Genomic DNA, 25,936 nt, shown 5'->3' with positions numbered 1-25,936 from the left:
GGGCAGGCGGGGCTCAGCCCAGCTTGCTGACGTCCCGGACGGCGCCCTTGTCCGCGCTGGTCGCCATCGCCGCGTACGCCCGCAGGGCCGTCGAGACCTTGCGGTCGCGGTTCTTCGGGGCGTAGTCGCCGTTCAGCGCCTGCTCGCGGCGCGCCAGTTCGGCCTGGTCGACCAGCAGCTCGATGCTGCGGCTGGGGATGTCGATACGGATCCGGTCGCCGTCCTGGACCAGGGCGATGGTGCCGCCGGACGCGGCCTCGGGGGACGCGTGGCCGATGGACAGGCCGGAGGTGCCGCCGGAGAAGCGGCCGTCGGTGATCAGCGCGCAGGACTTGCCCAGGCCGCGGCCCTTGAGGAAGGACGTCGGGTAGAGCATCTCCTGCATGCCGGGGCCGCCCTTGGGGCCCTCGTAGCGGATGACCACGACGTCGCCCTCGGTGACCTGCTTGCCCAGGATCTTCTCGACGGCCTCGTCCTGCGACTCGCAGACCACCGCCGGGCCCTCGAAGGTCCAGATGGACTCGTCGACGCCGGCCGTCTTCACCACGCAGCCGTCGACGGCCAGGTTGCCCCGCAGGACGGCCAGGCCGCCGTCCTTGGAGTAGGCGTGCTCGGCGGAGCGGATGCAGCCGTGCTCGGCGTCCTCGTCCAGCGCCTCCCAGCGCTCGGACTGGGAGAACGCCTCCGCCGAGCGGACGCAGCCGGGGGCCGCGTGCCACAGCTCCACGGCCTGAGCGGACGGGGAGCCGCCGCGCACGTCCCAGGTCTTCAGCCAGTCCGCCAGGGACGGGCTGTGCACCGCGTGCACGTCCTCGTTGAGCAGGCCCGCGCGGTGCAGCTCGCCGAGCAGGGCGGGGATGCCGCCGGCGCGGTGCACGTCCTCCATGTAGTACGTGCGGTCCTTGGCGACGTTGGGCGCGACCTTCGCCAGGCAGGGGACCCGGCGGGAGACGGCGTCGATCTGCTCCAGGCCGAACGGGACGCCCGCCTCCTGGGCCGCGGCCAGCAGGTGCAGGATCGTGTTGGTCGAGCCGCCCATCGCGATGTCCAGGGCCATCGCGTTCTCGAACGCGGCGAACGACGCGATGCTGCGGGGCAGGACCGTCTCGTCGTCCTGCTCGTAGTAGCGGCGGGTGATGTCCATCACCGTGCGGGCCGCGTCCTCGTACAGCCTGCGGCGGGCCGTGTGCGTGGCCAGGACCGAGCCGTTGCCGGGCAGGGACAGGCCGATCGCCTCGGTCAGGCAGTTCATCGAGTTGGCGGTGAACATGCCGGAGCAGGAGCCGCAGGTCGGACAGGCGTTCTCCTCGATACGGAGGATGTCCTCGTCGGAGACCTTGTCGTTGGCGGCCTCGGCGATCGCGTCGATCAGGTCCAGCGTGCGGACCGTGCCGTCGACCAGGGTGGCCCGGCCGGCCTCCATCGGGCCGCCGGAGACGAAGACCGCGGGGATGTTCAGGCGCAGCGCGGCCATCAGCATGCCCGGGGTGATCTTGTCGCAGTTGGAGATGCAGACCAGGGCGTCGGCGCAGTGCGCCTCGGCCATGTACTCCACGCTGTCCGCGATCAGGTCGCGGGAGGGCAGCGAGTACAGCATGCCGCCGTGACCCATCGCGATGCCGTCGTCGACGGCGATGGTGTTGAACTCGCGCGGGATGCCGCCCGCCTCCCGGATCGCCTCGCTGACGATCCGGCCGACCGGCTGCAGATGGGTGTGGCCCGGCACGAACTCGGTGAAGCTGTTGGCGACCGCGATGACCGGCTTCCGGCCGATGTCCGCACCGGGTACACCGGAGGCGCGCATAAGGGCGCGGGCGCCCGCCATGTTGCGGCCGTGGGTGACTGTGCGGGACCTCAGCTCGGGCATCGTCGCTCGCTCCTTCGAAGACCTTCTGCCAGACGGTTCTGACGCGTCGAGCCTACGCCGGTCATCCAGGGATCGGGACGGTGTGTCCGGAATGCGGGATGTTCGTCTCGGAAGTCCGCTGCCTGCGAACTCACGCCCCGGTCAGATGCCCCTGTACCACCGGCGCCGCCCGCGTGATGATCTGCTCCAGGTCGGCCGAGGCGATCGGCTCCATCTTGATCACGTATCGCAGCATGGCGCAGCCCACCAGCTGCGCGGCCGCCAGCTCGGCGCGCAGCTCGGCGTCCGGCAGCTCCAGCTGTCCCGCGATGCGGCGCAGCAGCTGGCTCGCGATCAGGCGGCGGAAGACGGCGGCGGCGGTCTCGTTGTTGACGGCGGAGCGCAGGATCGCCAGCAGCGGCGCCCGGGAGGTGGGGTTCTCCCAGATACCGAAGAAGAACCGGGTCAGCCGCTCGCCGATGCCGTCGAGCGGGCCCGCGCCCACGACGTTCGAGGCGTTCAGCGCGGGTGCGAAGGCGACCTCGATGGCCGCCTCGAAGACCTGTTCCTTGGTGCCGAAGTAGTGGTGGACGAGCGCCGAGTCCACGCCCGCCGCCTTCGCGATGCCGCGTACGGACGTCTTCTCGTAGCCGCGCTCGGAGAACTCCTCGCGGGCCGCGGTCAGGATGCGGTCGCGGGTGTCGCCCGACTCGGTGCGCGGGGGCCGGCCGCGGCGGCGGGCGGGCGTGCCCTCCCGGTCCGGGGTGGTGCCGTTCACCGTCCGGGCACCTTCACCGCGGAGGCGAGGTGGAGGCGGGTGAAGGCCAGCGCCTCCGCCAGGTCCGCTTCGCGTTCGGCGCTGGACATGGCCCGCCGGGTGTTGACCTCGATGACGACATGGCCGTCGTAGCCGCTCTGCGCGAGCCGTTCCAGCAGTTCGGCGCAGGGCTGGCCGCCCCGGCCGGGTACCAGGTGCTCGTCCTTGCCCGAGCCCCTGCCGTCGGCGAGGTGGACATGGCCGAGGCGCGGGCCCATCCGGTCGATCATCCGCAGGGCGTCCGCGCGGGCGGTGGCCGTGTGGCTGAGGTCGATCGTGAAGTGCCGGTAGTCGTCCTTGGTGACGTCCCAGTCGGGGGCGTAGGCGAGCATCTCGCGGTCGCGGTAGCGCCAGGGGTACATGTTCTCCACGGCAAACCGTACGTCCGTCTCGTTCGCCATCCGCCAGACCCCGGCGACGAAGTCACGGGCGTACTGCCGCTGCCAGCGGAACGGCGGGTGGACGACGACCGTCTTGGCGCCCAGCTTCTCGGCGGCCGAGCGGGCCCGCTGGAGCTTGACCCAGGGGTCCGTGGACCACACCCGCTGGGTGATCAGCAGACAGGGGGCGTGCACGGCCAGGATCGGGATGCGGTGGTAGTCCGACAGCCGCCGCAGCGCCTCGATGTCCTGGCTCACCGGGTCCGTCCACACCATGACCTCGACGCCGTCGTAGCCGAGGCGTGCGGCGATCTCGAAGGCCGTCGCCGTCGACTCCGGGTAGACGGAGGCCGTCGACAGGGCGACCTTCGCATCCGGGATGCGGACGGGGACGTCCCTTGGTTCAACCACGAAGGACAGGGTACGGGGTGGCATTGGTTCGGGTGCCGGATGCCCTGTGCGCCGTTTCGGCCCTTCCTCGCGAGCCGGTGCGGGCCGTCGGTGGCCTGGCGCACACCTCGCGCGCCCGCGCGCGCCGTCGCGGGGCGCTCATGACGACCCCATGTGGTCCAGGCGGCGCAGGATGACGCCCTCCCGCAGGGCCCATGGGCAGATCTCCAGGCTCTCCACGCCGAACAGGTCCATCGCGCCCTCGGCGACCAGGGCGCCGGCGAGAAGCTGGCCGGAGCGGCCCTCGGAGACGCCGGGGAGTTCGGAGCGCTGCTCGGCACTCATGCCGGCCAGCCGCGGCACCCACGCCTCCAGGGACTCCCGCTTCAGCTCGCGCTGCACATACAGGCCCTCGGCGGAGCGTGCGGCGCCCGCGATACGGGCCAGCTGCTTGAAGGTCTTGGAGGTGGCGACCACATGGTCGGGCGCCCCGAAGCGGCTGAACTCCCCCACCGTGCGGGCGATCTCGGCCCGTACGTGTCGGCGCAGGGCCCTTATCGCCTCGGGGTCCGGCGGGTCACCGGGCAGCCAGCCGACGGTCAGCCGGCCGGCGCCGAGCGGCAGCGAGACGGCCGCGTCGGGTTCCTCGTCGATGCCGTAGCCGATCTCCAGGGAACCGCCGCCGATGTCCAGGACCAGCAGCTTCCCGGCCGACCAGCCGAACCAGCGGCGGGCGGCGAGAAAGGTGAGCCGGGCCTCCTCGGCGCCGGTGAGCACCTGGAGTTCGACGCCGGTCTCGTGCTGCACGCGCGCGAGGACGTCATCGGCGTTGCTGGCCTCGCGCACGGCGGAGGTGGCGAAGGTCAGCAGATCCTCTACGCCCTTGTCCTCGGCGGCCTGGAGAGCGTCGTGGACGACACCGATCAGCCGGTCCACCCCGTCGGAGCCGATCGCCCCGTCCTCGTCCTGGAGTTCGGCGAGCCGCAGCTCCGCCTTGTGCGAATGCGCGGGCAACGGGCGCGCGCCCGGGTGCGCGTCCACCACCAGCAGATGCACCGTGTTCGATCCAACGTCCAGGACACCGAGTCTCATGTACGGAACGCTACTGCCACCTGGGCCGTCGTCCGTCCCCGGAGCGGGCTGGGGCGGCATACCCTGGACGGGTGCCAAAGACGAAAAAGGCGAAGGACCACAAGACCGCCAAATCCTCCCCCGGTTCTTCGCGGGCGAAGTCCTCGAAGAAGCCGAAGAACACGGCGGCCGGCCCGGAGCCCGATGAGAAGGGGCTCGACTTCGCGCGCGCGTGGGTGGAGTTCCCCGACCCGGCGGACGACGAGCAGGTCTTCCGGTGCGATCTGACCTGGCTGACGTCCCGCTGGAACTGCATCTTCGGCAGCGGCTGCCAGGGCATCCAGGCGGGCCGCGCGGACGACGGGTGCTGCACGCTGGGCGCGCACTTCTCCGACGAGGACGACGAGAAGCGGGTCGCCGGGCATGTGGAGCGGCTCACGCCGGAGATCTGGCAGCACCATGACGAGGGCATGCGGCACGGCTGGGTCGCGGAGGACGACGAGGGGTCCCGGCAGACCCGCCCGTACCAGGGGTCGTGCATCTTCCAGAACCGGCCCGGCTTTCCGGGCGGCGCGGGCTGCTCGCTGCACATCCTCGCCCTGAAGGAAGGCCGCGAGCCGCTGGAGACCAAGCCGGACGTGTGCTGGCAGCTGCCGATCCGGCGGACCTACGACTGGATCGACCGCCCCGACGACACGCGGGTCCTCCAGGTGTCGATCGGTGAGTACGACCGCCGGGGCTGGGGGCCGGGCGGGCACGACCTGCACTGGTGGTGCACCTCGGCGACCTCGGCGCACGGCGCGGGCGAGCCGGTGTACGTCTCCTACCGGGCCGAGCTGACCGAGCTGATGGGCAAGGCCGGCTACGACCGCCTGGTCGAGCTGTGCGAGGAACGCCTGGCCTCGAACCTCCCCCTACTGGCCCCCCACCCAGCGGACCCCACCACCTGACGCACGATCACAGGAACACCCCGACCACCAGGCAAGGGCCACACCACCCCCAGGGGCGCGAGGAACTGCGTGCCCAGCCACAACACACCCGCACCCGCACCCGCCCACGCCGCCAAAACGGCACCCCATGAGGCGCACCCACCCCAAACACCAGGCAAGGAAGACGACCCCAGCCACCCCAGGGGCGCGAGGAACTGCGCGCCGAGCCACAACAAACCCGCACCCGCCCACGGCGACAACCCCGCACCCCATGAGGCGCACTCCGCCAAACCGCCGGAGGCAGTCGCTAGCCGACCGAGGGGGTCGGCGAGTCGGTCGGGGGCGGGGGTGAGGACGGAGAGCCGGACGGGGTCGGGTCCGTGGGCGGCGAGGTCGGCTCGTCGGTCGGGGTGGGCGACGGGCTGGTCGGCGGATCGGTGGGAGCCGACTTCGTGGGCGTCGGGTCCGGTGTGGCGGTGGTGGGCGGCCCGCCCGGTTCGGAGGGCCGGGTGGGCGCGGTGCCGTACCCCCTGATGGAGACGACGGCGCCCGCGGGTGCGATCGCCACCTGCGCGCTCCAGAACCCGGAGGGCTCACGCAGCGGGTCGACGTACACCTTGATCGTCAACGATTCGCCCGGCTGGAGCGTTCCCGAGGCGCGGCTGAGGTAGAGCCAGTCGGCCGTCGTGGACGCCGACCACTGGACCGGCGAGGGGCCGGATGCGGTGAGGGTGACATAGGTGGTCTGGCCGCTGGTGCGGGCGGACACCCCGAGGTGCCCCGCGCTCTTCTTCCCCGCCCCGGAGACGCTGATGACCTCCACGGAGACGTCGGGCGCCGCTCCGTCCTTCAGGAAGCGGGCGCCGGGCCTGACGCCGGCGTTGCCGGTGTTCCCGTTGCCGTCGGCCGTGTCGCCGTGGTCGTGCGCCTCCTGCGCGGTCGCGGCGGGGCCGTCCTGGTCCTCGCCGCCGGGCGAGCCCCGGTAGGCGGCCCACAGGGCGAGTACGGGTGCGGCGACGACCGTGGCCACCACGGTCGTGGTGACGGCACGCGCGCGTAGCCGCTCGCGGCGGGCCGCCCGGTCCTTGGGGTCCATCGGGAAGCCACGCCGGTCGAAGCGCGGCATCGCGGCGCCCCGCGCACGCGGCCGGTGCGCCAGTGCCTGGCGCAGGGCCGCGCGCGGGGCCTCCAGGACGGGCAGTTGGGCGGGGGTGACGGCGGCGCCGGGCCAGCGGCCGGGCGCCGCGCGCTCGGCGGTGCGGCGGCAGCGGGGGCAGTCGTCGACGTGCCGGACCAGCTCGCGCCGTACCGTGCTGCTGAGCACGAGTTGGTGGTCGCCGGCGAGCCGGGCCACCCCGGGGCAGCCGCCGGTCTCCACGACGGCGAGCGCGGCACGCGTGCGTTCCACCTCGCAGGCGGCGGACGCGAGCAGATCGCGGGCGGCGGCCGGGTCAAGGCCGAGGACGGCGGCGACCTCGTGGGCGGCCAGCTGGTGGCGTACGGCGAGTTCGAGGGCCTCGCGCTGCTCCGGGGTGGTCCCGGCGGCCTCCGGCCAGGCGAGCCGGGCCAGTTCCCGTCTCCGCTGCTCCTGGACCTCGTCGGTGAGCGCCGGTCCGCCCGCCTGCGCGTCGGGCCGCCGCCCGCCGTCGGGGCCGTCCGCGGTGCCGGGCCGCTCTTCGGCGCCGGACGGCCGCTCGGTGCCGGGCCGGCCCGCCGCATGGGTGGCCTGACGTTTCTGCTTGGCCTCGGCCAGCTTGCGCAGGCATGCCCAGCGGGCCAGCGCGTACAGCCAGGCCCGGCGGCCCTCGTCCGACTCCGGCCCGCGCTGGCCGCGCCGCTCGGCCAGCGCGAGCACGTCGCCGAGCGCCGCGGTCGCCGCGTCGTGGTCGCACAGCACCGAGAGACAGTAGGTGAACAAACCGTCCAGGTAAGGCTCGTAGCGCGGCGTGCGCTGCGCCAGCGCGCGCGCCGCGGCACGGTCGCGCGCCTCCCGGTGCATCCGATGTGCGCCGGTCGTGCGGGGGAAGGTTTCCGGACTGCTGCTCATCACCCGTGCGACCGTAGGCGGCCCTGGATGGGCCCTTCCGCCACCTTGAGCACTTTTAATTCGTACGGGTGAAACGATCCCTCATAAGGGGACAGGAACGTTTCGATCTGTGACTTTCCCCTGCCGGCGCGGGGTCGGCCGCGGCGGCCGGGGCGGCGGCCCGTGCCCGCGGTGTCAGTGCCGGCCGTTACGGTTTCGTCCATGGCTGCCCGTACCAAGACGACCAAGGACCGCCCGTCCTACCGCTGCACGGAGTGCGGCTGGCAGACGGCCAAGTGGCTCGGCCGCTGCCCCGAGTGCCAGGCATGGGGCACGATCGAGGAGTACGGCGCGCCCGCGGTGCGGACGACGGCACCCGGGCGGGTCACCACCTCCGCGCTGCCCATCGGCCAGGTCGACGGCCGGCAGGCCACCGCCCGCTCGACCGGCGTGCCCGAACTGGACCGGGTGCTCGGCGGCGGCCTGGTGCCCGGCGCGGTGGTGCTGCTCGCGGGCGAGCCCGGTGTGGGCAAGTCCACGCTGCTGCTCGATGTGGCGGCCAAGTCGGCGAGCGAGGAGCACCGCACCCTCTATGTCACGGGTGAGGAGTCGGCGAGCCAGGTGCGGCTGCGCGCGGACCGCATCAAGGCCATCGACGACCATCTGTACCTGGCCGCCGAGACCGACCTGGCCGCCGTCCTCGGCCACTTGGACGCGGTCAAGCCCTCGCTGCTGATCCTCGACTCCGTGCAGACGGTCGCCTCCCCCGAGATCGACGGGGCGCCCGGCGGCATGGCGCAGGTGCGGGAGGTGGCCGGGGCCCTGATCCGCGCGTCCAAGGACCGCGGGATGTCCACGCTGCTGGTGGGCCATGTCACCAAGGACGGCGCGATCGCGGGTCCGCGGCTGCTGGAGCACCTTGTGGATGTGGTGCTCCACTTCGAGGGCGACCGGCACGCGCGCCTGCGCCTGGTGCGCGGGGTCAAGAACCGGTACGGCGCGACGGACGAGGTGGGGTGCTTCGAACTGCACGACGAGGGCATCACGGGCCTCGCCGATCCGAGCGGGCTGTTCCTGACCCGGCGTGCCGAGCCGGTGCCCGGCACCTGTCTGACCGTGACCCTGGAGGGCCGCCGCCCGCTGGTCGCCGAGGTGCAGGCGCTGACGGTCGACTCGCAGATCCCCTCCCCGCGCCGTACGACGTCGGGTCTGGAGACCTCCCGGGTGTCGATGATGCTGGCGGTGCTGGAGCAGCGCGGCCGGATCAGCGCGCTCGGCAAGCGGGACATCTACTCCGCGACGGTCGGCGGGGTGAAGCTCTCCGAGCCCGCCGCCGACCTCGCCGTCGCCCTGGCCCTGGCCTCGGCCGCGAGTGACACCCCCCTGCCGAAGAACCTCGTCGCGATCGGCGAGGTGGGGCTGGCGGGCGAGGTCAGACGGGTCACGGGGGTGCAGCGCAGGCTCACCGAGGCGCACCGCCTGGGCTTCACGCACGCGCTCGTGCCGGGCGATCCGGGCAAGATCCCCGCCGGCATGAAGGTCCTGGAAGTGGCCGACATAGGGGACGCGCTCAGAGTGCTTCCGCGCTCCCGTCGCCGAGAGGCCCCACAGGACGCGGAGGACCGCCGGTAGACTTTGCCCTGGTCTCGCCCGTCCGTACGAACGTCGTGCGGCAACGGGGGCGCCCCAGAACCTGCGACCGGAGGAGTGCAGTGGCAGCCAACGACCGGGCAGCAGCTCCCGGAAAGTCCGGTGGGAGTGCCGGTTCCGATGGCCTGATGCGCGCCTCGCTGAGCGCCGTGGCACCCGGTACGGGCCTGCGCGACGGTCTGGAGCGGGTTCTGCGGGGGAACACCGGCGGACTGATCGTGCTGGGCTCCGACAAGACCGTCGAGGCGATGTGCACGGGCGGTTTCGTGCTGGATGTGGAGTTCACCGCGACCCGGCTGCGGGAGCTGTGCAAGCTCGACGGCGGCATCGTGCTCTCCTCCGATCTGTCCAAGATCCTGCGGGCGGGCGTCCAGCTGCTCCCGGACCCGACGATCCCGACGGAGGAGACCGGCACCCGGCACCGCACCGCGGACCGGGTCTCGAAGCAGGTCGGTTTCCCGGTGGTCTCCGTGTCCCAGTCGATGCGTCTGATCGCCCTGTACGTCGACGGACAGCGCCGGGTCCTGGAGGACTCGGCGGCGATCCTCTCCCGCGCCAACCAGGCGCTCGCCACCCTGGAGCGCTACAAGCTGCGCCTGGACGAGGTCGCGGGCACGCTGTCGGCGCTGGAGATCGAGGACCTGGTGACCGTCCGCGATGTCTCGGCGGTCGCGCAGCGCCTGGAGATGGTGCGCCGTATCGCCACCGAAATCGCCGAATACGTGGTCGAACTGGGCACCGACGGGCGTCTGCTCGCTCTCCAACTGGACGAGTTGATCGCGGGCGTCGAGCCGGAGCGCGAGCTGGTGGTCCGGGACTATGTGCCGGAGCCGACGGCGAAGCGTTCCCGCACGGTGGACGAGGCACTGGCGGAGCTGGACGCGCTCAGCCATGCCGAGCTGCTGGAACTCCCCACGGTGGCCCGGGCGCTGGGGTACACCGGGTCTCCCGAGGCGCTCGACTCCGCGGTGTCGCCGCGCGGCTTCCGCCTGCTGGCCAAGGTGCCGCGGCTCCCGGGTGCGATCATCGACCGTCTCGTGGAGCACTTCGGCGGCCTGCAGAAGCTCCTCGCCGCGAGCGTCGACGACCTCCAGACGGTGGACGGTGTCGGCGAGGCCCGCGCCCGCAGTGTCCGCGAGGGCCTGTCCCGCCTGGCGGAGTCCTCGATCCTGGAACGCTACGTCTGACCGCCCCCGCTCCGGCACACGCACCGGTCTCCTGCACGCTCCTCGACTCCGACACACGCATCGACACCGCACCGGCCTCGGGCACGAGCGCGTCCGAAACGCAGCGGCTCCGGGCCATGGGGCGTCGGCGAGGCATCGGCCGCGGCACCGGAACGTCGGCGACGCATCGACCGCCGGCAGCGGAACGTCGGGAACGCATCGACCGTGGACGGAACGCCGCTCGCGGCACGTCCACCGGGTGCGGTCCGAGCGGCCGTAGCGCTCCGGTGACGGCGTTCGGGCCGTCTGCCGCAGCACGAATCGTGCGGCTGGAATGACCCCGGGGCGCCCCAGGGGACCGCCAGGTGGGACCGTCAGGTGCGCGTCAGTCCGCCGTCAGGACGAAGGAGGTCTGGGACTTTTCGAAGCCGGGGGCCTTGGCCTCGACCAGATAGGTCCCGGGGCCGGCCGAGCCGGACGGAGGCGTGGCGCACTCGGGAGCGCTCGGCTTGCGGTCCCACTTCACGGTGTAGGTGATGCTGTTGCCCGCCGGCACCCGGTACACCAGGCTTGCCGCGCCCTTGGGGCAGTCGGCGGACGACCAGTAGGCGTCGCTGTCGTCCGCGCGCGTGATGGTCAACACGGCCTTCTTCGGGCCGAGATCGACCTTGCAGTCACCGGACGAAGAGTTCTTCGCGGTCAGTTCGAAGGTCGGCGTCTGCCCGGGCGGGTAGGAGTTGTGCAGGCTGCGCAGGCTCAACTTCACCGCGCCGGGCGTGCAGTTGGACAACCCGGAGGACGCGGGGAGCGTGGGCCCCGTACCCGTACCGCCGCTGCCCGACCCGTCGCCCGCTCCCGTACCGGATCCCGAGGAGTCGCCGTCGTCCGACCCGGCGGAGCCGTCCGTGGCGCCGCCATCGCCCGCCCCGGCGCCGTCGTCGCCCGATCCCCCGCCGCCCGACTCGTCGCGCCCGCCCGGGTGTTGGCTTATCGCGGACCCGGAAGGCGACGGCCCGGCCGTGATCGTGGGCAGGGGGCTCTTGCCGTTGGACCCGTCGGCGCTCTTCTTCTCGCCCCCGCCGCCCGAGGTCACGATCCACGTGATCAGCAGCGCCAGCAGGGCGACCACGGACAGCAGAGCGACCCTCCGGCGCCAGTAGATGGAGGAGGGAAGCGGCCCGATCGGATTGCGCAGAGATCCCACGGCGCAAACTGTACGAGAGATCGGCGCGCTTGCTTGCGCCACCCGCCGCCCGCAGCCCAACTTTTCCAGATCATCATCCCGGTAACTTCCGTAGGGAGGAGCGCCCTTCAGCCGCCACGCGCCCCGGCCCGGCGGTGCCGCGGAGCACGTCAGCCCCACCCGTGGCAGGATCGGGAGGGCCATGACTGAGAAGCTCCACGCCCCCGTGATCGCCTGGTTCGACGCCCATGCCCGCGACCTCCCCTGGCGCCGCCCGGAGGCGGGCCCGTGGGGCGTGATGGTCAGCGAGTTCATGCTCCAGCAGACGCCGGTCAACCGCGTACTGCCGGTCTATGAGCAGTGGCTTGCCCGCTGGCCGCGCCCCGCCGATCTGGCCGCGGAGGCCCCCGGCGAGGCCGTCCGCGCCTGGGGCCGGCTCGGCTACCCGCGCCGCGCCCTGCGGCTGCACGGCGCCGCGGTCGCCATAACGGAACGGCACGGCGGCGATGTGCCGACGGACCACGCGCAACTGCTCGCGCTGCCCGGCATCGGCGAGTACACGGCGGCGGCCGTGGCCTCGTTCGCGTACGGGCAGCGGCACGCCGTGCTCGACACCAATGTGCGCCGGGTCTTCGCGCGGGCGGTCACGGGTGTGCAGTACCCGCCGAACGCCACCACGGCGGCCGAGCGCAGGCTGGCCCGCGAGCTGTTGCCCGAGGAGGAGCGGACCGCCGCGCGCTGGGCGGCCGCCTCCATGGAGCTGGGCGCGCTGGTGTGCACGGCGAAGAACGAGATGTGCCGGCGCTGTCCGATCGCCGACCAGTGCGCCTGGCATCTGGCGGGCAAGCCGGAGCACGAGGGCCCGCCGCGCCGCGGTCAGACGTACGCCGGTACCGACCGTCAGGTGCGCGGCAAGCTCCTGGCCGTGCTGCGCGAGGCGCACGCGCCCGTGCCGCAGGCGGCTCTCGACCGGGTGTGGCACGAGCCGGTGCAGCGCGCCCGGGCGCTGGACGGGCTCGTCGCGGACGGTCTGGTGGAGCCGCTGGCGGGCAGCCGTTATCGGCTGCCGCTCAGCTGACGTACAGGCAGATCACAGCGGCGGCGGCTCGATTACGGGCCATCAGGACGGACAAAAGGCGCCAAACCAGGACAGAAACAAGCCCTTCTTTACCCCGCCCCTACTTCCGTTACACAACTGACGGACAGCCGAGCGCCATCCGCAGGCTGCTCCGCATAACCCCGTGACAACCGCTCCGTACCTTCATTTCCGTGCCCGTCAGACCACCGGACCAGGCGACGAGGGGCACGGACCGAAGCAGAACGGGGATAACGGGGATACGGAGGCGGTTGGAATGGCGCAGGGCGAGGTGCTCGAATTCGAGGAGTACGTCCGCACCCGGCAGGACGCGCTGCTGCGCAGCGCCCGCCGGCTGGTTCCGGACCCGGTCGACGCCCAGGACCTGCTCCAGACCGCGCTCGTGCGGACGTACGGCCGCTGGGAGGGCATCGCGGACAAGCGCCTGGCCGACGCCTATCTGCGCCGGGTGATGATCAACACGCGGACCGAGTGGTGGCGGGCGCGGAAGCTGGAGGAGGTCCCCACCGAGCAGCTGCCGGACGCATGCGTGGACGACGCCACCGAGCAGCACGCCGACCGTGCGCTCCTCATGGACATCATGAAGGTGCTCGCTCCGAAGCAACGCAGTGTCGTGGTGCTGCGACACTGGGAGCAGATGTCCACGGAGGAGACGGCCGCCGCCCTCGGTATGTCGGCCGGAACGGTCAAGAGCACGCTGCACCGGGCGCTCGCCCGGCTCCGCGAGGAGCTGGAGGCGCGCGATCTGGACGCACGCGCGCTGGAGCGTGAGGAGCGGGAGCGTTGCGCGGCCTGACGGGCGCCGGGCCCAGTGCCCGAGGGAGTGTGCAGGCGGTGAGCACGGCGTTGGTCGTGCTCACCGCCCTCGCCCTTTTCGCCGCCGCCTGCGCCACCGGCGGCACCGGCGCCCGCGACGAGGGACCGGCGCACGCCGACTCGGTCGTGGGCGCGACGGTCTCCCCCACGCCCAGTCCCTCCGACAGCTACCAGCGGGTGAACGCGGTCACCCTCGTCAAGGACGACCCGAAGGTCTCGCCCGCGGTCAAACGGGACCTCAAGCCGTGCGCCGCCGACGAGTACCCGGTCGACGTGTCCTACGGCAGCCTGACCGGATCGACCGTCGAGGACATCGTGGTCAACGTGCTGACCTGCGGCGACGCCGTGGGGGTCGGCGCGTATGTGTACCGCAGCGAGGGCGGCAGGTACCAGAATGTCTTCCGGGCGGAGGAGTCCCCCGTCTACGCCGAGATAGACCGCGGCGATCTGACGGTGACCAAGCAGGTGTACGAGAAGGGCGACCCGGTCTCCAGCCCGTCCGGCGAGAACGTGATCACCTACACCTGGACCGCGGGCCGCTTCGTCGAGGAGTCCGCCCACCACACCGACTACGGCAACGCGGCCGGCGGCGTGACATCGCCGGTGCCCGAACCGACACAGGCACCGGACGGCTGACGGCTGACGGCGAGCGTGGTGAACCCCGCACATGACACCGGCGTCACAAGGGTGACGGCACAAGAAGCACACGAGGACTGAGAGCACCGGGATGGCAGAGCAGACCCACGTCCTGTTCGTCGAGGACGACGACGTCATCCGTGAGGCCACCCAGCTCACTCTGGAGCGGGACGGCTTCGCGGTCACCGCGATGCCCGACGGGCTGTCGGGTCTTGAGGCGTTCCGGGCCAGGCGCCCCGACATCGCGCTCCTGGACGTCATGGTCCCGGGGCTGGACGGGGTCAGCCTGTGCCGGCGCATCCGCGACGAGTCGACCGTGCCGGTGATCATGCTGTCGGCGCGCGCCGACTCCATCGATGTCGTGCTGGGCCTGGAGGCGGGCGCCGACGACTATGTGACCAAGCCCTTCGACGGTGCCGTACTGGTCGCCCGTATCCGCGCGGTGCTGCGCCGCTTCGGGCACGCCGGCGGGGCCGCGCAGGCCGAGAACCCCGGCACGACGGTGTCCGGCGGCGTGCTGACCTTCGGCGGACTGGAGGTCGACACCGAGGGCATGGAGGTGCGCCGGGACGGCCGGCCGGTGGCGCTCACCCCGACCGAGATGCGGCTGCTCCTGGAGTTCTCCTCCGCGCCTGGCACCGTGCTCTCACGCGACAAGCTGCTGGAACGCGTGTGGGACTACGGCTGGGGCGGCGACACCCGGGTCGTCGACGTCCATGTGCAGCGGCTGCGGACGAAGATCGGCCAGGACCGGATCGAGACGGTCCGCGGCTTCGGCTACAAGCTGAAGGCGTGAGCGGGCGGCGACATGAGGCGGTTCATTCGGCGTCCGGTCCGCGGAAAGGTGCTGTCGGTCGGCCTGCGCACGGGGCTCCGCTGGAAGCTGAGCGCGGCGATCGCGCTGGTCGGCGCGCTGGTGGCGATCGCGCTCAGCCTGGTCGTGCACAACGCGGCCCGGGTGTCCATGCTGGACAACGCGCGCGACCTGGCCGACGAGCGGGTGCAGATCGCGCAGCGCAACTACGAGCTGTCCGGGCGGCCCAACTTCCCGAGCATCAAGATCGACGACCCGGAGCTGCCGCCCGAGCTGCGGCAGAAGGTCGGGCAGGGGCGCCGGGCGACGTATGTCACCGACCATAGCGGCCCGATACCGGACATCTGGGCGGCGATCCCGGTCAAGGACGGGCATGTGCTGTCGCTGCACACCCACTTCACCGACCGCAGCACGGACGTGATGAAGGACCTCGACCAGGCCCTGGTGATCGGCTCGATCGCGGTCGTCGTCGGCGGCAGCGCGCTCGGCGTGCTCATCGGCGGGCAGCTGTCGCGGCGGCTGCGCAAGGCGGCGGCTGCCGCGAACCAGGTCGCCAAGGGCGAGCCGGACGTCCGGGTGCGGGACGCCATCGGCGGTGTCGTACGGGACGAGACCGACGATCTCGCGCGTGCGGTGGACGCCATGGCGGACGCGCTCCAGCAGCGGCTTGAGGCCGAGCGGCGGGTCACCGCCGATATCGCGCACGAGCTGCGCACCCCGGTGACCGGGCTGCTGACCGCCGCCGAGCTGCTGCCGCCCGGCCGGCCCACCGAGCTGGTCCTGGACCGGGCCAAGGCGATGCGTACGCTCGTCGAGGACGTGCTGGAGGTGGCCCGGCTCGACAGCGCATCCGAGCGGGCCGAGCTGCAGGACATCATGCTGGGCGAGTTCGTCGCCCGGCGGGTGGCCGCCAAGGACCCGGAGATCATGGTGCGGGTGGTGCACGAGTCGGAGGTCACCACCGACCCGCGGCGGCTGGAACGGGTGCTGTTCAACCTGCTCGCCAACGCCGCCCGGCACGGCAAGCCGCCCGTCGAGGTCACCGTCGAGGGCCGGGTCATCCGGGTCCGCGACCACGGGCCGGGCTTCCCGGAGGAACTGCTCGCCCATGGCCCGAGCCGCTTCCGTACCGGCAGCGAGGACCGCGCGGGCGAGGGCCACGGTCTGGGCCTGACCATCGCCGCCGGGCAGGCCCGGGTGCTGGGCGCCCGGCTGACCTTCCGCAACGTACGCCCCACGGGCACACCGGAGGACATCCCCGCCGAGGGCGCGGTGGCCGTCCTCTGGCTCCCGGAACACGCCCCGACCAACACGGGCAGCTACCCCATACTCCAGTAGCAGCCCCGCACCAGACGGGCGGCGCACCCGGCAGCACCCCGCACCGGGCCGGGCAGGCCCCGCGGGGCCTGGCCGTGCACCGGGCAGCGAGCACGGCGACTTTCTCCGCCGGGCGGATGGTGCGCGGCGGCGCACGGCCGCGGATGGCGGGCGGTCCGCCGACCACACACCACCCCCCAGCCCGACGACACCCGGCCAGCCGGCACCCCACACCGCCCGGGCTACCTGCCCCCAGCCTCGTACACACAGCAGCAGGCACCCGACCAGCACAGCAGCGCCCGACCCCGCGGCACCCCGGCCGGCCGGGCTACCTGCCCCCAGGGGCGTGCACACAACAGAGGACGCCCCGACCGGCACGACGACGCCCCAGCCAGCAGCACCCCACACCGACCGGACGGCCGCCCCCAGGGGCGGGCCTCGTCGACCAGAGGGCACCGGCAGGTCGGCTGGGTGGGGTGACACGCGGTGTCGACAACGCCCCGCGGGCGAGCAGACTCGCGGTGCTCGACGCACGGACAAGGCGAGGGCCCCCAGGGCGGACACCGCTGGAGGGCCTTCGGGGCGGGCGTGGGTCAGATGGCCTCGGCCACCGGCGTCTGCGCGGCGTCCGCCGGGTCCTTCTGCGGTCCGCCCTTGAGCGGGACCTCCTTCACGAACAGCGCCGCGACCAGCACGATCACGGCGACCGCCGTGCCCAGCAGGAAGGCGCTGTGGGTGCCCGCGGACACCGCGTGCTGGTAGGCCTCGCGTGCCGCCGCCGGCAGCTTGGCCAGGCTCGCCGCGTCCAGCTGTGCGGACTGCTCGGTCAGCTGCCGGCCCGCCGAGCCGGCCCGCTCCGCCATGACGTCCTGGACCCGGTGGTTGAACAGCGCACCCATGATGGCGACACCGAACGAGGAGCCGAGCGTACGGAACAGGGTGGTCGACGAGGACGCGACGCCCATGTCCTTCATCTGCACGCTGTTCTGCGCGACCAGCATGGTGATCTGCATCAGGCAGCCCATGCCCAGGCCCAGGACAGCCATGTACACGCCGGAGGTGAACCGGGAGGTGCCCGTGTCCATCAGTGACAGCAGATACAGACCGGCGACCATCAGCACGCCACCGGCGATCGGGAAGATCTTGTAGCGGCCGCTGTTGGTGGTGACCCGCCCCGCGACCATCGACGTGACCAGCATCGCGCCGAGCATCGGCAGGAGCAGCAGTCCGGAGTTGGTCGCGGACGCGCCCTGCACCGACTGCTGGTACAGCGGCAGGAACAGCGTGGCGCCGAACATCACGAAGCCGGTGATGAAGCCGATGACCGACATCAGGGTGAAGTTGCGGCTGCGGAAGATGTGCAGCGGCAGCACCGGCTCGGCGGCCTTGGTCTGCCAGAACACGAAGCCGACCAGCGAGACGATGCCGATGGCGCCCAGTTCCATGATCCGCGCGGAGGTCCAGGCGTACTCGGTGCCGCCCCAGGTCGTCACCAGCACGATCGCGGTGATGCCGACGGTCAGCAGCGTGGCACCCAGATAGTCGATGCGCGTCTTGGTCCGCTTCTTCGGCAGGTGCAGCACCGCGCTGATCGCGGCCAGCGCGATCACGCCGAGCGGCAGGTTGATGTAGAAGGCCCAGCGCCAGCCCCAGTTGTCGGTGATGGTGCCGCCGACCAGCGGGCCGCCGATCATCGCGAGCGCCATGACGCCGGCCATCATGCCCTGGTACTTGCCGCGCTCACGCGGCGGAATGAGATCGCCGATGATCGCCATGACGCCGACCATCAGACCGCCGGCGCCGAGACCCTGCACGGCCCGGAAACCGATCAGCTCGCCCATGTTCTGGGCCATACCGCTCAGCGCGGACCCGATCAGGAAGATCACGATCGAGGTCATGAAGGCGCCCTTGCGGCCGTACATGTCCCCGAGCTTGCCCCAGATCGGGGTGGCCGCCGCGGTGGCGAGCGTGTACCCGGTGACCACCCAGGACAGGTGTTCAAGGCCGCCCAGTTCACCGACGATCGTCGGCATCGCCGTGCCCACGATCATGTTGTCGAGCATCGCGAGCATCATCGCGATCATCAGCGCGAGCAGGACCACGCGCACGCTCTTCGGCTGCTTGCCCTGCTCTTCGGATATCTCCTGGCCCGCCCGGGCCTGCAGTGTGTCCGCCATCTTTGGCACTCCCCCTGCGGCGGCCACTTACTTGCCGCCCGGCTAGTTGACTACACTGGGGAAGGTAGACCCGTCACTAGCCGGTCGTCAAGTAAGTTTCCGCAGCGCGCGAGGAGTACGAAGATGGGGGTCACCATGGACGGGACCAAGCAGCAGCGCCGCGGAAACACCCGCCAGCGCATCCAGGACGTGGCGCTCGAACTCTTCGCGGAGCAGGGGTACGAAAAGACCTCCCTGCGGGAGATCGCCGAACGCCTCGACGTCACCAAGGCGGCGCTCTACTACCACTTCAAGACGAAGGAAGAGATCATCGTCAGCCTCTTCGAGGATCTGACGAAGCCGATGGAGGACCTGATCGCCTGGGGCGAGCGGCAGCCGCACACCCTGGAGACCAAGCGGGAGATCATCCGGCGCTACAGCCAGGCACTGGTCGACGCGGCACCGCTGTTCCGCTTCATGCAGGAGAACCAGGCGACCGTGCGGGAACTGCGCATCGGCGACTCGTTCAAGGACCGCATGCGCGGCCTGCGGGACATCGTCATCGACCCGGACGCGGACCTGGTGGACCAAGTCCGCTGTGTGAGCGCCATCTTCACGCTGCACGCCGGGATGTTCGTCCTGCTGGACCTGGAAGGCGACCCCGAGGAGAAGCGCGCGGCCGTTCTCGAGGTCGCCGTGGACCTGGTGACACAGGCGCACAACGGCGCCGGGAACACCAGGACTCAGACCCGCACACCCTTGCCCCGCAGGAAGGAGACCGGGTCTATCGCGGAGCCGTAGTTCGGGGTCGTACGGATCTCGAAGTGCAGGTGCGGGCCGGTGGAGTTGCCGGTGCTCCCGGAGCGCGCGATGTGCTCTCCGGCGCCGACGGCCTGACCCACCCGCACGTCGATCCTCGACAGGTGGGCGTACTGGGAGTACGTCCCGTTGCCGTGCTTGATGACGATGGCGTTGCCGTACGCGGGGCCGTCACCGGCGCCGTTGCCGCCGGCCTTCACGACGGTGCCGCCGGACGCGGCGACGACCTCGGTGCCGGTCGGCACGGCGAAGTCCTGGCCGCTGTGCTTGGCCTTCCACATGCCGCCGGCCTGGTTGAAGCTCGCGGAGAGCGTGTACTTCTTCACCGGGTCGACCCACGCGACCGCACCCTGGGCGGTCGTGGCCGTGACGGCGGTTGCGGGAGTGGCGGCCGCCGCGACCCCGGCCCCCAGTACGGCCGAGACACCGAGACCGGCGGCGAGAACCGCGGCGCGGTTGCGGAGCAGGGACGTGCGGGACCGGCGGGACGTGACGCGCTGGGACATCGAAACCTCGTGTACTCGGGGACGGGAGACCCGGCCGGAGCGCGGACGGCTCCCGGTCGGGCCATCCCTTGGTAACCCCCGACCTCACCCGCCTCCAAAACCCCCATCTACGAGGCGATCTAGTATTTCATCGGGACATCATTGCCTTTCTTGACAAATGCCTCACTAACCGGACAGGCCTCCTGGCACGGGCAAATCGACTCCCAGACATCCGGGGCAAATGTCCTAATTTGCCCCGACGCGAACTGCCACTAAGTGGTCTAGTAACGGACATTTGACCTGTGTGGCATATCACCGAGCCGCTGGATCCAACCGCCCCGTAACCCCCACCGAACGCTCCGGTTAGGCTCCTCCGTGTTTCTCGTTCGCGGCGGTACGACCACGGGGGTGGACGGATGGAGCCGACGGTCCTGGGCAGCAAGCTCGCCTCCAGCGTGATCGGGCCGCTGGTGAGAAAGCTGATCGTCGGCGACGGCCCCGGCGCCGGACTCGTGGACAAGCCGGTGCGACTGACCCGTCTGGTGTCCTTCCGTGGCGAGAAACGCACCCTCACCGAGCAGGACGTCCACCGGCTCGCCGCACATCTGGTGAAGCAGGCGGTGGACTCCCCCGGCGAACCGCCCTTCCCGGCGGACGAACAACCGGCCGTGGCCGACGCCCTCGCCCGCAGGCTGCTCGCCCTCGGCGACCTGGACATGGACGACGTCCAGGCGGTCCGGCTCGGCCACCGAGAGCTGGCCAAGAAGCTGCACCACGGCTCGGCGGCTCCCGGCGGCCTGTCCGCGGATGCCACCCTCTTCCTCGACTCCGCGACCGAATGGGCCTGCCTGCAGATCCTGGAGTTCTTCACCCGGCGCTCCACCTTTGTCGCGCGCACCCTCGTCGAACAGACCCGCGGCCAGGCCGAACTCATCGCCAAAGTGGACGAGTTGCTGGCCCGCGCCGCACGGCCCGACGCCCGCGACACGGCCTTCGAGCGCCGCTATCTGCCCTACGTCGCGCGACAGCACGACCACATCACCCTCTACGGCGTCGACCTGCGCGACGCACCCGACCGCTGGCCCCTGGAAGTCGCCTACCTGAGCCTGGAAGCCACGGGCGACGACGAAGCGGGCGACGCCACCTCGGACGAGCACCCCGCCCCGGCCACGGTCCGTCGGGCCGCCGAGGACGCGCTGCGCGGCCACGACCGGGTACTGCTGCGGGGCGACGCGGGCTCCGGCAAGACGACCCTGGTGCAGTGGCTGGCGGTGACGGCCGCCCTGCACGGGGACGGGCGCATCCCGTACGTCCTGCCGCTGCGCTCCCTGATCCGCGCGGGTGCGCTCCCGGCGCCCGCCGCCTTCCTCACCGCGGTCAACTGCCCGCTGTCACCGCCCGAAGGCTGGGCGGAACGCGTCCTGACCGCCGGCCGGGCCCTGGTCCTCGTCGACGGCCTGGACGAGATCCCGGCCGCCGAGCGCCATCGCACCCGCGACTGGCTGCTCGCCCTGATCCACGCCTTCCCCGGCAACCGGTGGCTGCTGACCTCCCGCCCCACCGCCGTACGCCCCGACTGGCTGGCCGCCGAGGGCTTCCGGGAGCGGGCCCTGGCTCCGATGCGGCGCGCCGACGTCACCACCTTCGTGCGGCGCTGGCACACGGCGGCACGGGCCGAAAAGTACGCGGCCGGGCTGCTGGACTCCCTGCGCACCAAGCGTGACCTGGCCCGGCTCGCCACCAACCCGCTGATGTGCGGCCTGATCTGCGCCCTGCACCGCGAGCGCCGCGGCTATCTGCCCACCGGCCGCAAGGAGTTGTACGACGCCTCCCTCACGATGCTGCTGTCCCGCCGGGACCGGGAGCGGGGCATGGGCGCGGTGGACGGCACGGAGCTGGGCGAGGAGGCCCAACTGGAGCTGTTGCAGCGCCTGGCCTACGCGCTGGTGCTGAGCGGCCGTACCGAGATGGACCTGGACACGGCCGAGGGGATCGTGGAGCGCTGTCTGCCGACAGTGGCGTCGGCCGCGGGCCAGGGGGACGCGGCGACGGTGCTGCGGGCGCTGCTGCTGCGCAGCGGTCTGCTGCGGCAACCGGCCGAGGGCGTCGTGGATTTCGTGCACCGCACCTTCCAGGACTACCTGGGCGCCCGGTACGCCGTGACGGAGGGCCACCTGGACGTCCTGATGAGCCACGCGGACGACACACAGTGGGAGGACGTCATCCGCATGGCGGTGGCCCACGCCCGCCCCCGCGAACGGGCCACGCTGCTACGGCGGTTGACGGCCCGGGAGACACCCCGGCTGACCTTGCTGGCGCTGGCCTGCCTGGAGCAGGCGACGGCCGTGGATCCGGCGGTGCGGGCGGAGGTGGAGGAGCGTGCCGCGGCGCTGATTCCCCCGCGGAGCACGCAGGACGCGCGGACGCTGGCCGAGGCGGGGCCGCTGGTGCTGGAGCTGCTGCCGGGTCCCGAGGGGCTGACGGACGAGGAGGCGCGGGGCGTGACGGTCACGGCCTCACTCCTCGGGGACGAGGAGCCGGACGGGGCACTGGCGGTGCTGCGCCGGTTCCGGAACCACCCGGACCTGGGCGTACGGCGTCAACTGGTGGGAACCTGGGGCCGGTTCGACACCGTCGAGTACGCGGCCGAGGTACTGGACCAGCTGGACCGTACGGAGCTGCATCTGTCCTGCGGGTCGGCCGGACAGCTCGCGGCACTGGCCGGGATGCGGCCCTGGTACGAACTCTCCTTCGAGGGCGAGCACCGGATGGCGGACATCCTGGCCGCCGTGCCGACCGCCGACGCGGTGGCATCGCTCCGGGTGTCGGACAACCCCCGTCTCACCGATCTCGGGTCCCTGCTGCCGTTCGGCTCCCTCCACAGGCTGTGGATCGACGACTGCCCGGCGGCGGGCGCCCTTGACCGCCTCTCCGCGCTGCCGCTCAGGTTCTTCGGCTGCTCCGGAATCGGCGACATGACGGGGCTGCGGGCCCTGCGGTCACTGACCAGGATCACCCTGGGCCAGCGGCTGCCGGGCACCGACCTCACCGACACCCTGCCGCTCGACGCGCCGTTGGAGTTCCTGTTCCTCGGCGCACACAGCACCGACGGCACGGGGCTGCGCGGGGTGCAGCACTGGAGCGGCCTGAAGACGCTCAGCCTCGGGCCGCTGACCACGGAAGTGACGGCCACCGACTGGCGGGCGGTCACCGAACTGCCGGAGCTGACCCAGCTCTGTCTGAACGCGCGGTTCATCCAGGGGTTCCCGCAATCCATCGCACGGATGCCGGAGCTGCCGGGCATCGAGGTGCTGCGGGTCGCCTCGATGACGGGCGAGGAGGATCTCGCCCCTCTGGTGCCCCGGCTGCCCGGAGTGCGTTCGGTGACCCTGGCCAACCGGCCGGGGCACTCCGTTGCCGTCTCCCGCTTCGCGGGTCTCTTCCCCGGCGCGGAAACGAGCCTGGAGCCGCGCTGAGAACGCCCGAGGGGCCGGTGCCCGCAAGGCACCGGCCCACTCGGCTCGGCCAGTGGGCCGGAGGCTTACGCCTCCTTGCTCAGGTTCGGGCCGGCTCCGCCGGCCGCCTGCTCGATCGGCGGGGCGTCCGGCAGTGCGGACTTCTCCTCGCCCCGGAAGGTGAAGGTCTTGGTCTCGCCCTCGCCCTCGGTGTCCACGACCACGATGTGACCGGGGCGCAGCTCACCGAAGAGGATCTTCTCCGAGAGTGTGTCCTCGATCTCGCGCTGGATCGTGCGGCGCAGCGGCCGGGCGCCCAGCACCGGGTCGTAGCCCTTCTTGGCCAGCAGCTCCTTGGCGGACTGGGACAGCTCGATGCCCATGTCCCGGTCCTTCAGGCGCTCGTCCACCTTGCTGATCATCAGGTCGACGATCCGCAGGATGTCCTCCTGCGTCAGCTGCGGGAAGACGACCACGTCGTCGACGCGGTTGAGGAACTCGGGCCGGAAGTGCTGCTTCAGCTCGTCCGAGACCTTGTTCTTCATGCGCTCGTAGTTGGTCTTCGTGTCGCCCGAGGCCGCGAAGCCCAGGTTGAAGCCCTTGGAGATGTCCCGGGTGCCGAGGTTGGTCGTCATGATGATGACCGTGTTCTTGAAGTCCACGACCCGGCCCTGGGAGTCGGTCAGCCGACCGTCCTCCAGGATCTGCAGCAGCGAGTTGAAGATGTCCGGGTGGGCCTTCTCGACCTCGTCGAACAGGACGACGGAGAACGGCTTGCGGCGGACCTTCTCGGTCAGCTGACCGCCCTCCTCGTAGCCCACGTAGCCGGGGGGCGAACCGAAGAGACGCGAGACCGTGTGCTTCTCGCTGAACTCCGACATGTCGAGGGAGATCAGCGCGTCCTCGTCGCCGAACAGGAACTCCGCCAGCGCCTTGGACAGCTCGGTCTTACCGACACCGGACGGGCCGGCGAAGATGAACGAGCCACCCGGACGCTTGGGGTCCTTCAGACCCGCGCGCGTACGGCGGATCGCCTTCGACAGCGCCTTGACGGCGTCGACCTGGCCGATGACCCGCTTGTGCAGCTCGTCCTCCATGCGGAGCAGACGGCTGGACTCCTCCTCGGTCAGCTTGAAGACCGGGATGCCGGTGGCCGTGGCGAGGACCTCGGCGATCAGCTCGCCGTCGACCTCGGCGACGACGTCCATGTCGCCGGCCTTCCACTCCTTCTCCCGCTTGGCCTTGGCGGCCAGGAGCTGCTTCTCCTTGTCACGCAGGGAGGCGGCCTTCTCGAAGTCCTGCGAGTCGATCGCGGACTCCTTGTCCCGGCGCACCCCGGCGATCTTCTCGTCGAACTCGCGCAGGTCCGGCGGAGCCGTCATCCGGCGGATGCGCATCCGGGAACCGGCCTCGTCGATCAGGTCGATCGCCTTGTCCGGCAGGAAGCGGTCCGAGATGTAGCGGTCGGCCAGGGTGGCGGCCTGGACCAGCGCCTCGTCCGTGATGGAGACCCGGTGGTGGGCCTCGTAGCGGTCGCGCAGGCCCTTGAGGATCTCGATCGTGTGCGGCAGGGACGGCTCGGCGACCTGGATCGGCTGGAAGCGGCGCTCCAGGGCCGCGTCCTTCTCCAGGTGCTTGCGGTACTCGTCCAGCGTGGTCGCACCGATGGTCTGCAGCTCACCGCGGGCCAGCATCGGCTTCAGGATCGAAGCGGCGTCGATGGCGCCCTCGGCGGCACCCGCACCGACCAGCGTGTGCAGCTCGTCGATGAACAGGATGATGTCGCCGCGGGTGCGGATCTCCTTGAGCACCTTCTTCAGGCGCTCCTCGAAGTCACCGCGGTAGCGGGAGCCTGCGACCAGCGCGCCGAGGTCCAGCGTGTAGAGGTGCTTGTCCTTGAGCGTCTCGGGCACCTCGCCCTTGACGATGGCCTGGGCCAGGCCCTCGACGACGGCGGTCTTGCCGACGCCGGGCTCACCGATGAGGACCGGGTTGTTCTTGGTACGGCGGGACAGCACCTGCATGACCCGCTCGATCTCCTTCTCGCGCCCGATGACCGGGTCGAGCTTGGACTCGCGAGCGGCCTGGGTGAGGTTCCGGCCGAACTGGTCGAGGACCAGGGACGTCGAGGGAGTGCCCTCGGCAGGGCCGCCGGCGGTGGCGGTCTCCTTGCCCTGGTAGCCCGACAGCAGCTGGATGACCTGCTGGCGGACACGGTTGAGATCGGCGCCCAGCTTGACCAGGACCTGGGCGGCGACGCCCTCGCCCTCACGGATCAGACCGAGCAGGATGTGCTCCGTACCGATGTAGTTGTGGCCCAGCTGAAGGGCCTCGCGAAGCGACAGCTCCAGGACCTTCTTGGCACGGGGGGTGAAGGGGATGTGCCCGGACGGGGCCTGCTGGCCCTGGCCGATGATCTCCTCCACCTGCTGGCGGACCGCCTCAAGCGAAATGCCGAGGCTCTCCAGGGCCTTGGCGGCGACACCCTCACCCTCGTGGATCAGGCCCAGGAGGATGTGCTCGGTGCCGATGTAGTTGTGGTTGAGCATCCGGGCTTCTTCCTGAGCCAGGACGACAACCCGCCGCGCGCGGTCGGTGAACCTCTCGAACATCGTTAATCGCTCCTCAGAGCGGTCAGGCAGTAAGGGGACGCTCCCCTCTCTGTCCTTCCGCAGCTTAGTCCCGCAAGCGGGGACCGCTCATTCCAACTGCCGACACCGTCCGGATCACCTCCGCTCTCGCGGAGACAAGCTGCTGCCTCCTGACCCCGAACGCCGACATGTGCTCCAACCCGATGGTGCGAGACGATGTTCCCGCAGGCCAGACAGTTACCCCCACCATCAGTACGCCGATGGCGAACGTGAGACGGTCTGTTCTGCGTGTC

General features: G+C 71.3%; 19 protein-coding genes. 10 read left to right on the top strand and 9 right to left on the bottom strand.

The genetic code is table 11. The features are described 5' to 3' along the window. Positions 1-13: 13 nt before the first annotated feature. The 4 genes from ilvD to ABT245_RS22420 all read right to left on the bottom strand — a co-directional run bounded on the left by ilvD (position 14) and on the right by ABT245_RS22420 (position 4,525). A complete protein-coding gene (gene ilvD, locus ABT245_RS22435) occupies positions 14-1,867 on the bottom strand; it encodes a dihydroxy-acid dehydratase (RefSeq protein WP_351736200.1) in 1,854 nt (617 codons plus the stop codon). A gap of 130 nt (positions 1,868-1,997) precedes the next feature. Further along, on the bottom strand, positions 1,998-2,624 hold the full coding sequence (locus ABT245_RS22430) for a TetR/AcrR family transcriptional regulator (protein ID WP_351736198.1): 627 nt from the start codon (positions 2,622-2,624) through the stop codon (positions 1,998-2,000). After that, complete coding sequence (locus tag ABT245_RS22425) at positions 2,621-3,478, bottom strand: sugar phosphate isomerase/epimerase family protein (RefSeq protein ID WP_502982163.1); 858 nt, start codon at positions 3,476-3,478, stop codon at positions 2,621-2,623. The genes ABT245_RS22430 and ABT245_RS22425 overlap by 4 nt, the downstream gene beginning before the upstream one ends. A gap of 114 nt (positions 3,479-3,592) precedes the next feature. Further along, positions 3,593-4,525, bottom strand: a complete 933-nt coding sequence (locus ABT245_RS22420; RefSeq protein WP_351736194.1) for a Ppx/GppA family phosphatase — start codon at positions 4,523-4,525, stop codon at positions 3,593-3,595. 71 nt (positions 4,526-4,596) lie between these two features. On the opposite strand from ABT245_RS22420, the gene ABT245_RS22415 reads away from it, so the two are divergent. Beyond that, on the top strand, positions 4,597-5,454 hold the full coding sequence (locus ABT245_RS22415) for a DUF3109 family protein (RefSeq protein WP_351736192.1): 858 nt from the start codon (positions 4,597-4,599) through the stop codon (positions 5,452-5,454). 286 nt (positions 5,455-5,740) lie between these two features. On the opposite strand, the gene ABT245_RS22410 is transcribed toward ABT245_RS22415, so the two are convergent. Next, entirely contained in the window at positions 5,741-7,483 is a 1,743-nt protein-coding gene (locus ABT245_RS22410; protein WP_351736190.1) for a BACON domain-containing protein, read from the bottom strand. Positions 7,484-7,681: 198 nt separating this feature from the next. Between ABT245_RS22410 and radA the strand changes: the two genes are divergently transcribed. Both radA and disA read left to right on the top strand, forming a co-directional pair. Next, positions 7,682-9,091 (top strand): DNA repair protein RadA, encoded by a 1,410-nt coding sequence (radA, locus tag ABT245_RS22405; protein WP_351736188.1) that lies wholly within the window; start codon positions 7,682-7,684, stop codon positions 9,089-9,091. Positions 9,092-9,171: 80 nt separating this feature from the next. Continuing rightward, positions 9,172-10,296 (top strand): DNA integrity scanning diadenylate cyclase DisA, encoded by a 1,125-nt coding sequence (gene disA, locus ABT245_RS22400; RefSeq protein ID WP_351736186.1) that lies wholly within the window; start codon positions 9,172-9,174, stop codon positions 10,294-10,296. A gap of 364 nt (positions 10,297-10,660) precedes the next feature. On the opposite strand, the gene ABT245_RS22395 is transcribed toward disA, so the two are convergent. Beyond that, on the bottom strand, positions 10,661-11,479 hold the full coding sequence (locus ABT245_RS22395; protein WP_351736184.1) for a hypothetical protein: 819 nt from the start codon (positions 11,477-11,479) through the stop codon (positions 10,661-10,663). 181 nt (positions 11,480-11,660) lie between these two features. Here ABT245_RS22395 and ABT245_RS22390 point away from each other — a divergent pair, with 181 nt between their 5' ends. The 5 genes from ABT245_RS22390 to cseC all read left to right on the top strand — a co-directional run bounded on the left by ABT245_RS22390 (position 11,661) and on the right by cseC (position 16,158). After that, a complete protein-coding gene (locus tag ABT245_RS22390; protein WP_351736182.1) occupies positions 11,661-12,536 on the top strand; it encodes an HhH-GPD family protein in 876 nt (291 codons plus the stop codon). A gap of 274 nt (positions 12,537-12,810) precedes the next feature. After that, positions 12,811-13,350, top strand: a complete 540-nt coding sequence (locus ABT245_RS22385; RefSeq protein WP_263211134.1) for a SigE family RNA polymerase sigma factor — start codon at positions 12,811-12,813, stop codon at positions 13,348-13,350. Further along, positions 13,338-14,006: a hypothetical protein gene (locus ABT245_RS22380; protein WP_351736180.1), complete on the top strand. Its 669-nt coding sequence runs from the start codon at positions 13,338-13,340 to the stop codon at positions 14,004-14,006. Before ABT245_RS22385 ends, ABT245_RS22380 begins: the two co-directional genes overlap by 13 nt. 91 nt (positions 14,007-14,097) lie before the next feature. Next, a complete protein-coding gene (gene cseB / locus ABT245_RS22375) occupies positions 14,098-14,802 on the top strand; it encodes a two-component system response regulator CseB (RefSeq protein ID WP_351736178.1) in 705 nt (234 codons plus the stop codon). 12 nt (positions 14,803-14,814) lie between these two features. Beyond that, a complete protein-coding gene (gene cseC, locus ABT245_RS22370) occupies positions 14,815-16,158 on the top strand; it encodes a two-component system sensor histidine kinase CseC (RefSeq protein ID WP_351736176.1) in 1,344 nt (447 codons plus the stop codon). A gap of 572 nt (positions 16,159-16,730) precedes the next feature. Here the strand turns inward: cseC and ABT245_RS22365 are convergent. After that, positions 16,731-18,314 (bottom strand): MDR family MFS transporter, encoded by a 1,584-nt coding sequence (locus ABT245_RS22365; protein WP_351736174.1) that lies wholly within the window; start codon positions 18,312-18,314, stop codon positions 16,731-16,733. A 123-nt stretch (positions 18,315-18,437) separates the two neighbouring features. On the opposite strand from ABT245_RS22365, the gene ABT245_RS22360 reads away from it, so the two are divergent. After that, on the top strand, positions 18,438-19,094 hold the full coding sequence (locus tag ABT245_RS22360) for a TetR/AcrR family transcriptional regulator (protein WP_351736172.1): 657 nt from the start codon (positions 18,438-18,440) through the stop codon (positions 19,092-19,094). On the opposite strand, the gene ABT245_RS22355 is transcribed toward ABT245_RS22360, so the two are convergent. After that, positions 19,037-19,618 carry a M23 family metallopeptidase gene (locus tag ABT245_RS22355; protein ID WP_351736170.1) on the bottom strand — a complete coding sequence of 194 codons (582 nt, stop codon included), beginning with the start codon at positions 19,616-19,618 and terminating at the stop codon, positions 19,037-19,039. The two genes, ABT245_RS22360 and ABT245_RS22355, sit on opposite strands and share 58 nt — an antisense overlap. A gap of 395 nt (positions 19,619-20,013) precedes the next feature. Here ABT245_RS22355 and ABT245_RS22350 point away from each other — a divergent pair, with 395 nt between their 5' ends. Continuing rightward, positions 20,014-23,073 (top strand): NACHT domain-containing protein, encoded by a 3,060-nt coding sequence (locus tag ABT245_RS22350; protein WP_351736168.1) that lies wholly within the window; start codon positions 20,014-20,016, stop codon positions 23,071-23,073. 65 nt (positions 23,074-23,138) lie between these two features. Here ABT245_RS22350 and ABT245_RS22345 read toward each other — a convergent pair whose 3' ends face one another. Then, on the bottom strand, positions 23,139-25,664 hold the full coding sequence (locus ABT245_RS22345; RefSeq protein WP_351736166.1) for an ATP-dependent Clp protease ATP-binding subunit: 2,526 nt from the start codon (positions 25,662-25,664) through the stop codon (positions 23,139-23,141). Positions 25,665-25,936 lie beyond the last annotated feature (272 nt).

Origin of the sequence: Streptomyces sp. NPDC001508, from assembly GCF_040298665.1 — a bacterium.
In the GTDB taxonomy this organism is placed as follows: domain Bacteria; phylum Actinomycetota; class Actinomycetes; order Streptomycetales; family Streptomycetaceae; genus Streptomyces.
Note: the sequence above shows the minus strand (reverse complement) of the source record. Positions and strands in the feature narration are given on the sequence as shown.

Excerpts from the sequence above, each read along its gene's own strand:
- ABT245_RS22365 (WP_351736174.1), bottom strand. The coding sequence starts at position 18,314 with ATGGCGGACACACTGCAGGCCCGGGCGGGCCAGGAGATATCCGAAGAG.
- ABT245_RS22390 (WP_351736182.1), top strand. The coding sequence starts at position 11,661 with ATGACTGAGAAGCTCCACGCCCCCGTGATCGCCTGGTTCGACGCCCAT.
- ilvD (WP_351736200.1), bottom strand. The coding sequence starts at position 1,867 with ATGCCCGAGCTGAGGTCCCGCACAGTCACCCACGGCCGCAACATGGCG.
- ABT245_RS22345 (WP_351736166.1), bottom strand. The coding sequence starts at position 25,664 with ATGTTCGAGAGGTTCACCGACCGCGCGCGGCGGGTTGTCGTCCTGGCT.
- ABT245_RS22385 (WP_263211134.1), top strand. The coding sequence starts at position 12,811 with ATGGCGCAGGGCGAGGTGCTCGAATTCGAGGAGTACGTCCGCACCCGG.
- radA (WP_351736188.1), top strand. The coding sequence starts at position 7,682 with ATGGCTGCCCGTACCAAGACGACCAAGGACCGCCCGTCCTACCGCTGC.
- ABT245_RS22360 (WP_351736172.1), top strand. The coding sequence starts at position 18,438 with ATGGGGGTCACCATGGACGGGACCAAGCAGCAGCGCCGCGGAAACACC.
- ABT245_RS22350 (WP_351736168.1), top strand. The coding sequence starts at position 20,014 with ATGGAGCCGACGGTCCTGGGCAGCAAGCTCGCCTCCAGCGTGATCGGG.
- cseB (WP_351736178.1), top strand. The coding sequence starts at position 14,098 with ATGGCAGAGCAGACCCACGTCCTGTTCGTCGAGGACGACGACGTCATC.
- cseC (WP_351736176.1), top strand. The coding sequence starts at position 14,815 with ATGAGGCGGTTCATTCGGCGTCCGGTCCGCGGAAAGGTGCTGTCGGTC.
- ABT245_RS22425 (WP_502982163.1), bottom strand. The coding sequence starts at position 3,478 with ATGCCACCCCGTACCCTGTCCTTCGTGGTTGAACCAAGGGACGTCCCC.
- ABT245_RS22355 (WP_351736170.1), bottom strand. The coding sequence starts at position 19,618 with ATGTCCCAGCGCGTCACGTCCCGCCGGTCCCGCACGTCCCTGCTCCGC.
- ABT245_RS22420 (WP_351736194.1), bottom strand. The coding sequence starts at position 4,525 with ATGAGACTCGGTGTCCTGGACGTTGGATCGAACACGGTGCATCTGCTG.